We start from the raw sequence: 13,467 nt of genomic DNA, 5'->3' as shown, positions 1-13,467 counted from the left end.
GATGCGATGGGGCGGCGTCAGACGCCCGCGCCGGCTTCGGCAGCTTCGTCCACGCAACTGAGGTCGAACGAGGCAAGACCCTCGTCCAGCAGATCGGGCAAGTTCGGAATCCCGAGCAGGTAGTCGTCTGTGGGCGTATCGGTTCGCTCCTTGGCGAGCGCGACGGCGTCGTCCCACTCATCCGGCCCGTAGTCGCCGCGGCCGACCCACACGAGCGCCACCAAGTTGGCGCGTTCGTCCACGTTGAGGCCGGTGATGAAAGCGCGGATCTCGCCTTCGACCGGATCGTCCTCGCCGGATTCAAGCACGTCGAAAGAACGGTCGTCCGCCGGGTTCGAGCCGGAGTCCGGGTCCGTCTCGCCCTCCTTGACGTCAAACTGGCGGGCCTGGCGGATCAGCGCGCAAACCTTGTCGAGGGCGATATCCATGGTCGGAGCCTCTTGCTGGTCTTGGTGTCCGGGAAGACGTTTCTGACCTGCCGATGGTTGCGTGCGACGCACTCGATTTGCGCTTCGTCAACAAGGCCCGCCCGTGTGTGCAAGCGCACAGCGCGGAACCGTTTGGTTGCGCAAAAAACCTTGGCGGACCGGCAACTTCGGCCCGCTCCAATCGTTCTCTGCGGCCACCGGAGACTGCGTCTTGCGCCCCTTCCTCGTTCTTGCCGTGATCGCTCTCGCCACCCCGGCCCTTGCTGCATCCAAGACCCCGCCTGTCGGCCAGGTTGAAACCTCATCCGTCGCCCAGCCGATCAAGGTCGGCGCCGTTCTTCCGGCCGGCGCGCAGGTGATCATCCAGGCGGATGGCGCCTATGGCATCGTCATCGACCAGAGCCGCGTGCTCGTGGTCGAGCCCAAGTCGCGCAAGGTCATCGAAATCCTCGATAGCGGCGCCTGACGGTCTCACCCGAACCGAGCTGCGCCATGCCTTCGGCCCCCGCGGAACCCGCCGCGGGGGCCGAAGCTTGTTCTGGGGCAATTGCGCTCGCGCAGGCTCACGGAGAACGGAATGGCGCCGCGGTCGGTCTGGAAGGGTTACCTGAAGCTGTCGCTCGTGAACTGCGCGGTGGCGCTCTACCCCGCCGTCACGGAGGCGCGAGCCGTCCACTTCCACCGCATCAATCGCAAGACCGGCAATCGCCTTCGCATTCATCTCTTCGACGAGGAGACGAACCAGGAGGTCGAGAAGGACGACCAGGCCAAGGGCTACGAGATCGCCAAGGGCGAGATGGTCGAGGTCACCGAGGAGGAACTCGACAATGTCCGCCTCGAGGCCACCCACATCATGGAGATCAACCGCTTCGTCGATCGAAACGAGGTGGATCCACTCTTCTTCGACCGACCCTACTACCTCGCCCCCGACGACAAGCCCTCTCAGGAAGCCTTCCAGGTGATCCGCGAGGCGATGGCCCGGCGCAAGCTCGCGGCCCTTTCCACCGTGGTGATGCACCAGCGCGAGCACATCGTTCTGCTGGAGCCCCGCGACGCCGGCCTCATGGCGACCGTCTTGCGCTGGCCCTACGAGGTGCGCGGCGACGAGGAGGTTTTCGCTGATCTCACGGCCGCCCCCAAGCTCGACAAGGACCTGCTGGAAGTGGCCGACGCCCTGGTCGAGCGCAAGCTCGGCGCGTTCGATCCCGCCGAGTTCCACGACCGCTACGAGGAAAGCCTGCGCACGCTGCTTGAAGCCAAGAAGGCGGGCAAAAAGGCTCCGAAGGCCCCCAAGGCGCCCGCTGCGACCAAGCCGACCGGGATCCTGGAAGCGCTGCGGCTCAGCCTGCAGCAGGAGGGTGCGCCGACCGAGCGCCGACGCCCGGCCGCATCCACCGCAAAGTCGCCCGCCGCAAAGGCCCGGAAGCCGGCCGCTGCACGCAGAACCGCGACCAAGCGCTGACAGGAGGTCGCTTTGGCAGTTCGAAAGTCCGCCGCCAAGGCGGCCGCACCGAAGGCTTCAGCTCCAAATGGCCGGGCGAAGAAGCCCGCCAAAGCCGGACCTGCGCCGGCTTCCACCGAGGAGGTGGCCGATCCCCTCAAGCTCTACCGGGAGAAGCGCGATTTCACGCGCACGAGCGAGCCGGGCGCCGAGGTCGCCAAAGGGCAGGGCGCCCAATTCGTGGTCCAGAAGCACGCGGCGCGGCGGCTCCACTACGACCTGCGGCTCGAGCTCGACGGCGTTCTGAAAAGTTGGGCGGTGACGCGCGGCCCCAGTCTCGTCCCCGGCGAGAAACGCCTGGCGGTGCAGACCGAAGACCACCCGATGAAATACCTGGAATTCGAGGGCGTGATCCCGCAGGGCGAGTATGGCGGCGGAACCATGATCGTGTGGGATCGCGGGACGTGGAGACCGGAGCACGACCCGCACAAGGCCCTTGCGAAGGGCCATCTCGACTTCGTGCTGGAAGGCGCGCGTCTGGGCGGGCGTTGGCATCTCGTGCGGATGCGGCCTCGCCCGCATGAGAAGAAGGAGCAGTGGCTGCTGCTGAAAGGCGACGACGAATTTGCCCGCACGGCCGACCAGCCCGACGTGCTTGAGGAGAACCGCTCCTTTTTGAGCGGCAAGACCAACGATGACCTCCAAACCGAGGGCGCCATCCGGGTGGATCACGCCTCTCGGCAGGCCAGCAAGGCTGCGCCGGCCGCCAAGGCGGTCGCAATCAAGCCCGCCAAGGCCCCGAAGGCGCGGAAGGGCCTGTTGCCGGTGTTCCTGGAGCCGAGCCTCGCCGCCCTCGTCGAGGAGCCGCCGGATGGCGGCGAGTGGATCCACGAAATCAAATATGACGGCTACCGCATCCAGGCGCGCCTCGATGGCGGCGAGGTGCAGCTTCTCACCCGCAAGGGGCTCGACTGGACGGAGCGCTTCAGCCGTGTCGCTGACGCGGTGCGCCAACTCGGCCTCGGCTCGGCGCTGCTCGATGGCGAGATCGTGTCGGAGGCCGAGAGCGGCGTCCCGAGTTTCGGCGGCCTGCAGGCGGACCTTAAGGCGGGCCGGCAGGACCGGATGGTCTACTACGTCTTCGACGCGCTCTATCTCGACGGCGTCGACCTGACGAAGACGCCGCAGATCGAGCGCAAGCAGCTGCTCGAAGCCGCGCTGACCGACCTCCCCGAAGGCTCGCCGCTGCGCTACAGCGCGCATTTCGAGCATGACGGCGGAACCATGCTGACGCACGCATGCCGCCTCGGCCTTGAGGGGGTCATCTCCAAGCGCAAGGACGCGCCCTACACGCCAGACCGGGGCTCGCATTGGCTCAAGGCCAAATGCGTCCTCAGGCAGGAATTCGTGGTGATCGGCTACACGGTGTCGACCGCCGCGAAGCGCTCCATCGGCTCCCTGGCGCTCGGCTACTACGAGGACGGCAAGCTGATCTATGCGGGACGGTCTGGCACCGGCTTCTCGGGTGACGAGGCTCAGAGCCTCTATGCAGGCCTTTCCGCCATTGCGGCCGAGAAGCCGGCCTTCGGCCGAAAGCCGCCCGCCGGAACCGACAAGGGCGTGCGCTGGGTGGAGCCGCGCTTCGTCGCCGAGATCGAGTTCCGCGGCTGGACCAACGATGAGCTCCTGCGCCAATCCGCCTTCAAGGGCCTGCGGGACGACAAGCCCCCCGCCGAGGTCGTGCGCGAGGGCGGCTCCGGTCGCGCAGACGCCGCGCCCGCTGCCGAGGTGGACCTCTCCGGCGTGCGGCTCACCCATCCCGAACGGGTGCTGTGGGAAGAGGGCGGCGTCACCAAGCAGGGACTGGCGGACTTTTACGCCGACATCGCCGATTGGGCGTTGCCCCACCTCGTGAACCGCCCTCTGAGCCTCGTCCGCTGCCCTAACGGGGCGGGCAAGCAGTGCTTCTTCCAGAAGCACCGGTGGGAAGGGCTGTCGCCCGACATCCGCTTCATCGAGGTAGGCGACGCGGAGCCGATGACCTTTATCGAAGACCTGCGCGGGTTGCTCGGGCTGGTGCAGGCCGGCGTCCTGGAAATCCACCCGTGGGGATCGACGATCGCCGACATCGAGAAGCCCGACAGGATCATCTTCGATCTTGACCCCGGCGAAGACGTGACCTGGTCGCAAGTGATCGACGGAGCCTTGGCGGTCCGACGCCGGCTCGATCAGGACGGGCTGAAAAGCTTCGTCAAGACGTCCGGCGGCAAGGGCCTGCACGTCGTTGCGCCGCTCACGCCCTCGGCCGATTGGGAGACCGTGAAGGACTATACGCGTCGGGTGGTGGAAGCCATGGAAGCGGATGCGCCGGCGCTCTACGTCTCGAACATGGCCAAGCGCCTGCGCAAGGGCCGCATCTTCGTGGACTATCTGCGCAACGGGCGCGGCGCCACCGCGGTCGCGGCTTTCTCGACAAGAGCCCGCGACGGAGCGCCGGTGTCGACGCCGCTGGCCTGGGATGAACTGTCCGAGGCCTTGAAGGCCGACCACTTCCGCATCGACAATCTGCGGCAGCGGCTTGACTTTCTTGCGGCCGATCCTTGGGACGGGTTCTTTGACCTGCGCCAGACCCTGCCTAAGTCCGGCCCTGGCAAGAGCCGGAAGAAGACCGCCAAGGCGGCTTAGGTCTCTTCCTCGCGGTGCTGGCCCATACGAAAACGGCCCCGGATCGCTCCGGGGCCGCTTCATACACGCCGCGTTGCGGCGAGCGATTACTCGATGACCTGAACGACGCGGCGGGTCGACGGATCGACCAGCACGGTGCGGTTGTTGATCACCGAATAGCGATACTGCGTCTTCACGCCGACATCGGCCGGGACCGGATAGAGCTCAACGGTCTGCGGCAGGGGCTCGCCGACCACGACACGCTCCTGGTAGCTCACCGAGGGGCGACGCTGCTCGACGACGTACTGGTGAACGCGGGTGCTCTCCTGCTGGGAAAGCGTGCCGCCTACGATGGCGCCGGTCACGCCGCCAACGGCCGCGCCGATCGGGCCACCGACGATGGCGCCACCCACCGCGCCCGTGGCGGCGCCGGCGGCGGCTCCGCTCTGGCCGGACTGCGCGAAAGCGGCGGCGGGAGCGAGCATAGCCAGCGACAGCGTCGCGGCGAGAATAGCCTTGTTCATTTGATCGTCCTCTCTGCGTCTAATCGATGCAGCAAGAACGTGACCTGAGCCAGTCGGTTCCCGGTTTGATGCTCAATGAAGAAGACGGTTTCCCAATCATGTTCAGTACACCTGCTATTACTGTTAACTCTCAAAGCTCTGCCCAAGCTGGCAGGCGCCCTGGTGTCGAGTGCTTGGCGACCGGCATTTTCAGAAGAACGATGTTTTCAGCGCCAGGCCAGCCGCCGCCGGCGGAAAGGGCCTTCGTTCGGGCCATGACCGAGCCGGGAGTCCGAAAATGGAACTTACGTCGCCACGCTCGCGTTCGCGTGTCGAAAGCCGCCAGGCTTGCGTTCGCAGTGTCGGCAGACCGACGCTGCGCCATATTTGGGGGCGCCGTTCATGGCGAGCTCAATCGAAACCACCCTTGCGCAAGCGGCGCCGGCGCCTAGCACGCCGGCGAGCGGCAGATCGGGCTCGTCCCTGCCCATATCAGGCGTTGCTGAGCACTCCGAACTGGTGCGACCGGTTCCACCGGCGCAGTCACGCACCGTGGCGTTTGTGCTCGGCGCAATGGTGATCGCCTGCGTGGTCGCCGGCAGCCTCCTTCCGGCCTCAACCAGGGTCTCCAACGAGGCTGAGGCCGCGCGGACCCGTGCAGATCTGTCGCAGCTCGCGAGGCGGTGAGGCATGCGCCGCGGAGCCTTCCTTCTCAGAACCGTGCCCCTAGCGGCGCTCAGCCTCTGCCTCTCCGGCTGCCAGCATGGCGTGCTGGATCCCAAAGGTCCGGTCGGCGCCGCTGAACGCACGATCCTGCTGAATTCGCTCGCGATCATGCTCGCGATCGTGATCCCCACCATCGTGGCCACGCTGGCCTTCGCATGGTGGTTCCGGGCCTCCAACACGCGCGCGCGCTACCGGCCGGACTTCGTCTACTCGGGCAAGATCGAGCTGATCGTGTGGTCGATCCCGACCCTCGTCATTCTCTTCCTCGGCGGCGTGATCTGGGTCGGCTCGCACCAGCTCGACCCCTACCGGCCGCTGGAATCGGATCAGAAGCCGCTCGAGGTGCAGGTCGTTTCGCTCGATTGGAAATGGCTGTTCATCTACCCGGAGCAGAACGTCGCGGCCGTGAACCAGCTAGTGGTGCCGGCCGGCCGCCCGCTGCATTTCACGCTGACCTCCGCCAGCGTCATGAACGTGTTCTTCGTGCCCCAGCTCGGCAGCATGATCTACGCCATGAACGGCATGGCCACGCAGTTGCACCTGCAGGCCGACCAGCCCGGCGAGTTCGTCGGCCGCTCGGCGATGTTCAGCGGCGACGGCTTCCCGGGCATGTTCTTCACCGTGAAGGCCGTGCCGGGCGAAGCATTCGACGGCTGGGTCCAGACCGCGCGGGGCGCAGGCGCGCCCCTCGATCGCGCCGCCTATGCGCAGCTCAACAAGAAGAGCTCCTTCGATCCGCCGGCCACCTATCGTGCGGTCGAGCCGCATCTCTTCCACGCCATCGTCTCGCAGGAGCTGCCGGCGCAGCCGGGGCCCGACCAGGGCCGGGGTGGCCCGGATGTTTCACCGAGACCGGGGGGCTAGCATGCTGGGTAAGCTCAATTGGGACGCCGTTCCGTGGCATGAGCCCATCCCGATGATCGCATCCGGGTCGGTCGCGCTCGTGATCCTCGGCGTCATCGCCTGGGTCGTGCTGGGCGGCCATCTGCCCTATCTCTGGCGCGAGTGGATCACCAGCGTTGACCACAAGCGCATTGGCGTCATGTATGTGCTGCTCGCCTGCGTGATGCTGCTGCGCGGCTTCGCTGACGCCGTGATGATGCGCTCGCAGCATGCCGTGGCGTACAAGGCCGCAGGCTTCCTTCCACCCGAGCACTACAACCAGATCTTCTCGGCGCATGGCACGATCATGATCTTCTTCGGCGCCATGCCGTTCGTGATCGGCCTGATGAACTTCGTCGTGCCGCTCCAGCTCGGCGTCCGCGACGTCGCGTTCCCGACTCTGAACTCCGTCGGATTCTGGCTCACCGCCACGGGCGCGCTGCTGGTCAACATCTCGCTCGTGATCGGCGAGTTCGCCCGCACCGGCTGGCTGCCATATCCGCCGCTCAGCGAGACGACGTATTCGCCCGGCGTGGGCGTCGACTACTATCTCTGGGCGGTGCAGATATCCGGCGTGGGAACGCTGATCGGCGGCGTCAACATCGTCACCACCATCCTGAAGATGCGTGCGCCCGGTATGGGCTACCTGCGCATGCCGATGTTCTGCTGGACCGCGCTGGCGTCCAGCCTCCTGATTGTCGCCGCGTTCCCCATCCTCACCGCCACCCTCGCGATGCTGACGCTGGACCGCTATCTCGGCTTCCACTTCTTCACCAACGAAGCCGGCGGCAACCCGATGATGTTCATGAACCTCATCTGGGCCTGGGGCCATCCGGAGGTCTACATCCTCGTCCTGCCGGTCTTCGGCGTCTTCTCCGAGGTGATCTCGACCTTCTCGAGCAAGCCGCTGTTCGGCTATCGCTCCATGGTGGCGGCGACGCTCTTCATCTGCGTCGTCTCGTTCATGGTCTGGCTGCACCACTTCTTCACGATGGGGGCGGGCGCGGATGTGAACGCGTTCTTCGGCATCGCGACCAGCATCATCGCGGTCGGCACGGGCGTGAAGGTCTACAACTGGCTCTTCACGATGTATGGCGGCCGCATCCGCTTCACCACGCCGATGCTGTGGGCGCTCGGCTTCATGGTGACCTTCGTGATCGGCGGCATGACGGGCGTGCTGCTGGCCGTGCCGCCGGCGGACTTCGTGCTGCACAACAGCATGTTCCTGGTCGCGCACTTCCATAACGTCATCATCGGCGGCGTCATATTCGGGGCCTTCGCGGGCATGACCTATTGGTTCCCGAAAGCGTTCGGCTTTCGGCTCCATGAGGGCTGGGGCAAGGCCGCGTTCTGGTTCACGCTGGCGGGGTTCTACCTCACCTTCATTCCGCTCTACGTCGCGGGCCTCCTCGGCATGACGCGGCGCATGCAGCGCTATGATTTCGAGCCCTGGCATCCGTGGATGATCGCGGCCGCGCTCGGCACCGTGGTGATCGCGGCCGGCGTCGCCTGCCAGATCATCCAGCTCGTCGTCAGCATCCGCCAGCGCGACCAGCTGCGTGACGTTACCGGCGACCCCTGGGACGGCCGCTCGCTCGAATGGGCCACGGCCTCGCCGCCGCCGACCTTCAACTTCGCCACGCTCCCGAATGTCAGCGCCGAGGAGCCCTATTGGGAGATCAAGCAGCGGGCCCGCGAGCAGAACAAGCTGCGCGACGAGCCCGAATACGAGGAAATAGAAATGCCGCGCAACAGCCCGACAGGCTTCGTCTGCGCGTTCTTCGCCACCCTCATGGGCTTCGCGCTGATCTGGCAGATCTGGTGGCTGGTCGGCCTCGGCTTCGTCGGCGCCTACGCGACCTTCGTGGTGTTCGCCTGGCGCGACGTGCCCGAATACGTCATCCCGGCCCATGACGTCGCGCGGCTCGATCGCCAGAACCGAAGCGCCCGAACGGACGCGCTCTCAACCTATGCGGGGCCAGCCGAATGACCGCCGCAGAGATCAACCGCTCCGAAGGATCGCGGGGCGACCCGTACCGCGTCGGCCATGCGGGCCATCCCCATAGCCGCGCGCCCGGCCATGGCGAGGGCGGCCCCGCGCCCAAGCGCATCGTGGTGGCCTATGGGTTCTGGATATTCCTGCTCAGCGACATTGTGATGTTCTCGGCCTTCTTCGCCGCCTATGCGGTGCTGCGAGGCGCAACCGCGGGCGGCCCGACGGGCGCGGAACTCTTCGACCTGCGCATCACCGCCATCGAGACCGCCTGCCTGCTCGCCTCTAGCTTCACCTGCGGGCTCGCGAGCCTGTCAGTCGAGGCGCGGAAGCCGCTCTGGTTCTACGCCGCGATGGCGCTGACCTTCGTGTTCGGGGCGGCCTTCATCCTGCTCGAGATCCGCGAGTTCATCGAGCTCGTCGACAAGGGCGCGGGGCCCACGCGCAGCGCCTTCCTGTCAGCCTTCTTCACGCTCGTAGGCTGCCACGGCCTGCATGTCGGCGCGGGGCTGCTGTGGCTGCTGACCATGATGGCGCAGATCTTCGCCAAGGGTTTCCGACCCGACATCGTCCGCCGCTTCATGTGCTTCAGCCTGTTCTGGCACGCGCTGGACATCATCTGGGTGGCGCTGTTCACGGTCGTCTATCTTTTGGGAGCAGGCGCATGAGCGGGCATGAGCATGACGACTACGACAGCGCGCCGGGCGACGAACTGCGCATGGAGGGCGATATCGCCTCCGGCTTCCGCAGCTACCTGCTGGGGCTCGGGCTCGCCACGCTGCTGACCGTGATCTCGTTCGCGCTGCCCACCACGGGGCTTGTCTGGGGGCCGGCGGTCCCGATCGCGCTCGTGGTCTTCGCCATCGCGCAGATGGGCGTGCACCTGGTGTTCTTTCTCCACATCACCACCTCGCCGGACAACACCAACAATGTCCTGGCGCTCGCCTTCGGGGTGTTGATCGTCTTCCTGGTGATCGGCGGCTCGATCTGGATCATGAGCCACCTCGCTCACAACACCATGCCGATGGACGAGATGATGCGCATGCAGCGCTGACGTCAGCTCTCGTTGCGCACCCCGGCGGCGGGCGGAGCGGTCGGCGCCGCAAGGCGGCTTGCGAGGCTGGCGGAGCCCACCCGGCAAGAGCCGACAGCCAAAGACGGGCTCTCCATCGTGTATCGGCACGTCGTAACGCGCCATTTCACCAGCAGATCGAGCCTCGTCGTCGCCCGCACGGCGCAGGGCTCGGAGACGCCGTCGAGGCGCCGGCACTGTTCTCCGGCGGGCGGCGCAACGATGTCGGTCAAGCGAATATGGAAGTCGCCCGCGTCCAGCGTCTGCGCGTCGACGGCCGTGAGGCGGGTGAAGTCGCGCTCGATCATTGCTGGCGGGGACGGCGGCGGGGCGACCGCGACCGGCAACGCCCGCGTGACGTCCAGCGCCGGCTGCGCGGCGAAGGGCTTCCAACCCGCAAACGACGCCGCCAGCGCCCGGGCTTCGCGCGCCTCGGCCTCCGCATTCGCGGTGGCCGTCCAGCGGGCCGCCGCGACCGCGCACAAGGCGGCCAGCGCCAACGCGGTTATGGCGGCCGTGCGCGCCGCGGAGTCCAGCGTCAGCCCACGCGGGCGGGGGAGGGGTGTTCCGGTATGGTGCAGCTGTGCAAGCATGGCGTCTGCCTCGGTGCTCAGATGAAACCAAGCAGAACGGACACCGATGGGGGGATACTTGCCTGGATCGCTAAAATTCGGACGATCCGTGATGCAGGCGTCGCGTATTAGCGCCTATTGCAGCTTGCGATAAACGGAGCATCACCTTCGATTGGACGAATAGATCAGAAATTTGTTTCAAATAGACGCGTCAGGCGGCCTGATCCATTTACGCTCAACGCGCATTCGCGATTCGTCTTAGGACCTCGTTAAGCCGCAACCGGTGTGCTCGACCCACAACTTTCGGGCGAGAACATCCAGTGCGTTCCTCCATCATCGGCATCTCGGCGCTGGCTCTCGCGTCCTTTGCGAGCCTCTCGGCGGGCCTTGCGGCCGAAACCCGCGTCGCCGCGCTCGGCTCGGTCAGCTCGGCCCAGGTCATTCAGGGCAAGTCGAAGACCGTTCAGATGGCGCGGTCGTTCGTCGACCTCGTGGTCGGCGATCCCGAGATAGCGGATGTCATGCCGCTGACGGATCGAAGCCTCTACATCCTGGGCAAGAAGGCCGGCACGACCAACGTGTCCATCTTCGACGGCCTGAAGCAGCTCGTCGGCGTGGTCGAGGTCGAGGTCACCTACAACACGCCGCGCCTTGCCGCCGACATCGACCGCCTCGGCTCTCGCGGCGCCCGCATTTCGACCGCCAATGGCAAGACCGTGCTGAGCGGCGAGGTCGAGGACGGCGTCGCGGCCGCCAAGGCCGTGAACCTCGCCCGCCAGTACGGCCCCGAGGTCATGAACGCCATGCAGGTGCGCGGTTCGCAGCAGGTCATGCTCGAGGTCCGCTTCATCGAGGCCTCGCGCTCCGCCGGCAAGGATCTCGGCGTCAATTGGCGCGCAGTCGGGAACAACTATGGCGATCCGCTGAAGGGCGCGCTGAACTTCGCCGCCGCATCCGGCACGGGCGGCCTCGCGTCCGGCGGCACGCCGTTCGGCGCGGTGGTCGGGCGCGTCTTGTCGAGCGGCGTTCAGGCCGATGTTCTCGTTCAGGCGCTCGAGGAGAAGGGCCTCGCCCGGCGCCTCGCCGAACCGAACCTCATCACCATGTCGGGCGAGAAGGCGAGCTTCCTGGCCGGCGGCGAGTTCCCGATCCCGATCCAGGCCGACCAGGGCCGGATCACCGTCGACTACAAGAAGTTCGGCGTCGGCCTCACCTTCACGCCCACCGTGCTGGGCAACGGCGTCATCAACCTGCGCATCGAGCCCGAGGTCAGCCAGCTCGACGTCAACAACGCCATCCGCACGGCTGGCATCGCCATTCCGGCGCTGATCGTGCGCCGCGCCTCCACGGTAATCGAGCTGCGCGACGGCCAGAGCTTCGCGATTGCGGGCCTCCTGCAGAGCGTCAACCAGGAAACGCAGCAGCAACTGCCGTGGCTGGCCGACGTCCCGGTGATCGGCTCCCTGTTCCGCTCCGCCTCGTTCGAGAAAAAGGAGACGGACCTCGCCATCATCGTCACCCCCCACCTCGTCCGCCCGGCGCGGCCCGGCGAGCGGCTGCGCACTCCGCTGGACCAGTCGCCGATGGCCAACGACATCGACCGCGTCCTGTTCGGGCGCACGACCGGCCCGGGGCCCGAGCGTCCGGCGCGCGCCGGCGGCTACATTCTGGAATCGAAGAGGGTCCGCGATGCGGCGGTGCAGTAAGGAAATCGCGCTCGGCCTGATGCTGGCACTGACGGCTTGCCAGGACAGCCTGGCGCGACGCGAGACCATCGACATCGCGGCCGGCGACGCCATCGCGCAGAACAAGGCGATCCACATCATCGATCCCTGGCCGGCGTCCTCCGCCAACACGGCGATCCCCACCAATGCGCGGCGCGTCGCGGATGCAATCGAGCGCTACGAGAGCCGTGCGCCGGCCGGAGTCGCCGCAAGCGGCGCCCCCGTGTTCGCCCCCGTCACGCTCGCGCCGCCCCCCGCAGCGCCCTGATCCTCCCGCTTAATCATGACCCAAGACGCCCAACAGCCTTCCACCATCCTCCTGATCGGCCCCGACTCCGCTTTGCTGGAAGGCGTCGCCGCCGTGCTCGCGCCGGTGCAGTCGGTGCGCCCCGTTATTGCGGCTCTTCCGGTCGAGCAGGTCGCGCGCGATCCGCGCGCCGCGCAGGCCTCCGTGGTGGTGGTGGATCTCGATCCCCGGCGCCAGGAGAGCCTCGCGGGCCTGCGCACGCTGATGGGGACCGTCGCCCCCGGCGCGCCCGTGATCGTGCTCACCGAGGCCTTCGACGACGGCCTCGCGCGCTGGTTCCTGCAGATCCGGGTGGCGGACTTCCTGCGCAAGCCCGTGCAGCCCAAGGACGTGCTCAGATCCTGCGTGCAGGCGCTGCGGGCCGGCCAGGCCATGCCGGAGCAGACCGGCCGCACGCATGCGCTGCTGCCGGCGCTGGGGGGCGTCGGCAACACCACCCTGGCGATCGAGACCGCCATGATCCTGCTGCGCGATGGCAAGGAGCCGTCGACCTGCCTGGTCGACCTCGACTTCCAGAGCAGCTCCTGCGCCGAGTATCTCGACATCGAGCCCCGCCTCAACGTCGAGGAGGTGGGCCGCTACCCCGAGCGGCTCGACCAGCAACTGCTGGAGGTCATGCTCAGCCTGCACGGGTCGGGCTTGTCGGTGCTTGCGGCTCCCGGCCGGCCGGCGCAGCCCAACGATGTCAGTCCGGACTTCGTGCTGCGCGTGCTCGACCTCGTCTCCGCCCGCTTCCGCAACGTCGTGATCGACCTGCCGCGCCGTTGGGATCCTTGGACGGACGCGGTGCTGGGCGGCTCCAACACGGTGTTCCTGGTCACCGACATGACCGTGCCAGGGCTCCGGCAGGGCCGCAACCTCGCCAAGGCGGTGTCCGAGCGGCTGCCCGAGGTCGAGCCGCGCGTGGTGGTCAACCGCTTCCAGCAGACCTCGCTCTTCGGCACCGGCCTGCGCAAGACCGACGCCGAAAGCGCGCTCGGGGCGTTCTTCGCCGGCACGGTGGCCAACAACTATCCGCTTGTGCGCGAAGCCATCGATCGGGGCTTGCCGCTTGAGTCCGTGAAGGCGGGCAGCAACGTCTCGGCGGATCTCCGCAAGATCGTGCTCTCGCCTGTCGCCCGCGCCTGAGAACGTGGCGAAAGCTGCAATTTTACC

General features: G+C 66.9%; 13 protein-coding genes. 10 read left to right on the top strand and 3 right to left on the bottom strand.

Going from position 1 to position 13,467, the window contains the following annotated elements; genetic code table 11:
• Positions 1-17: 17 nt before the first annotated feature.
• Positions 18-428, bottom strand: coding sequence for a DUF3775 domain-containing protein (locus AC1DSZ_RS10115; RefSeq protein WP_476838244.1), 411 nt, complete (start codon positions 426-428; stop codon positions 18-20).
• A gap of 211 nt (positions 429-639) precedes the next feature.
• Here AC1DSZ_RS10115 and AC1DSZ_RS10110 point away from each other — a divergent pair, with 211 nt between their 5' ends.
• From AC1DSZ_RS10110 to ligD, 3 genes are all read left to right on the top strand, one after another.
• Positions 640-894 (top strand): hypothetical protein, encoded by a 255-nt coding sequence (locus tag AC1DSZ_RS10110; RefSeq protein WP_476838243.1) that lies wholly within the window; start codon positions 640-642, stop codon positions 892-894.
• 111 nt (positions 895-1,005) lie between these two features.
• A complete protein-coding gene (gene ku / locus AC1DSZ_RS10105; RefSeq protein WP_476838242.1) occupies positions 1,006-1,890 on the top strand; it encodes a non-homologous end joining protein Ku in 885 nt (294 codons plus the stop codon).
• A 12-nt stretch (positions 1,891-1,902) separates the two neighbouring features.
• A complete protein-coding gene (gene ligD / locus AC1DSZ_RS10100) occupies positions 1,903-4,554 on the top strand; it encodes a DNA ligase D (RefSeq protein WP_476838241.1) in 2,652 nt (883 codons plus the stop codon).
• Positions 4,555-4,640: 86 nt separating this feature from the next.
• Here the strand turns inward: ligD and AC1DSZ_RS10095 are convergent, their stop codons facing one another.
• A complete protein-coding gene (locus AC1DSZ_RS10095; protein ID WP_476838240.1) occupies positions 4,641-5,057 on the bottom strand; it encodes a DUF1236 domain-containing protein in 417 nt (138 codons plus the stop codon).
• A 669-nt stretch (positions 5,058-5,726) separates the two neighbouring features.
• On the opposite strand from AC1DSZ_RS10095, the gene cyoA reads away from it, so the two are divergent.
• Genes cyoA through cyoD form a run of 4 tightly spaced genes read left to right on the top strand, consistent with a single transcriptional unit; the run spans position 5,727 to position 9,691 of the window.
• Positions 5,727-6,626 (top strand): ubiquinol oxidase subunit II, encoded by a 900-nt coding sequence (gene cyoA, locus AC1DSZ_RS10090; RefSeq protein ID WP_476838239.1) that lies wholly within the window; start codon positions 5,727-5,729, stop codon positions 6,624-6,626.
• A 1-nt stretch (position 6,627) separates the two neighbouring features.
• Positions 6,628-8,634, top strand: a complete 2,007-nt coding sequence (gene cyoB / locus AC1DSZ_RS10085; protein ID WP_476838238.1) for a cytochrome o ubiquinol oxidase subunit I — start codon at positions 6,628-6,630, stop codon at positions 8,632-8,634.
• Positions 8,631-9,305 (top strand): cytochrome o ubiquinol oxidase subunit III, encoded by a 675-nt coding sequence (cyoC, locus tag AC1DSZ_RS10080; RefSeq protein WP_476838237.1) that lies wholly within the window; start codon positions 8,631-8,633, stop codon positions 9,303-9,305. Before cyoB ends, cyoC begins: the two co-directional genes overlap by 4 nt.
• Complete coding sequence (gene cyoD / locus AC1DSZ_RS10075; protein WP_476838236.1) at positions 9,302-9,691, top strand: cytochrome o ubiquinol oxidase subunit IV; 390 nt, start codon at positions 9,302-9,304, stop codon at positions 9,689-9,691. The genes cyoC and cyoD overlap by 4 nt, the downstream gene beginning before the upstream one ends.
• A gap of 2 nt (positions 9,692-9,693) precedes the next feature.
• On the opposite strand, the gene AC1DSZ_RS10070 is transcribed toward cyoD, so the two are convergent.
• Entirely contained in the window at positions 9,694-10,302 is a 609-nt protein-coding gene (locus AC1DSZ_RS10070) for a hypothetical protein (protein ID WP_476838235.1), read from the bottom strand.
• Positions 10,303-10,601: 299 nt separating this feature from the next.
• Here AC1DSZ_RS10070 and AC1DSZ_RS10065 point away from each other — a divergent pair, with 299 nt between their 5' ends.
• The 3 genes from AC1DSZ_RS10065 to AC1DSZ_RS10055 are packed head-to-tail and all read left to right on the top strand — an operon-like array spanning position 10,602 to position 13,440.
• A complete protein-coding gene (locus tag AC1DSZ_RS10065) occupies positions 10,602-11,987 on the top strand; it encodes a type II and III secretion system protein family protein (RefSeq protein WP_476838234.1) in 1,386 nt (461 codons plus the stop codon).
• Complete coding sequence (locus AC1DSZ_RS10060; protein WP_476838233.1) at positions 11,971-12,273, top strand: hypothetical protein; 303 nt, start codon at positions 11,971-11,973, stop codon at positions 12,271-12,273. Before AC1DSZ_RS10065 ends, AC1DSZ_RS10060 begins: the two co-directional genes overlap by 17 nt.
• Before the next feature lie 15 nt (positions 12,274-12,288).
• On the top strand, positions 12,289-13,440 hold the full coding sequence (locus tag AC1DSZ_RS10055) for a CpaE/TadZ family protein (RefSeq protein ID WP_476838232.1): 1,152 nt from the start codon (positions 12,289-12,291) through the stop codon (positions 13,438-13,440).
• The last annotated feature ends 27 nt before the right edge of the window (positions 13,441-13,467 follow it).

The organism is Alsobacter sp. P4_H11 (assembly GCF_056400925.1).
Note: the sequence above shows the minus strand (reverse complement) of the source record. Positions and strands in the feature narration are given on the sequence as shown.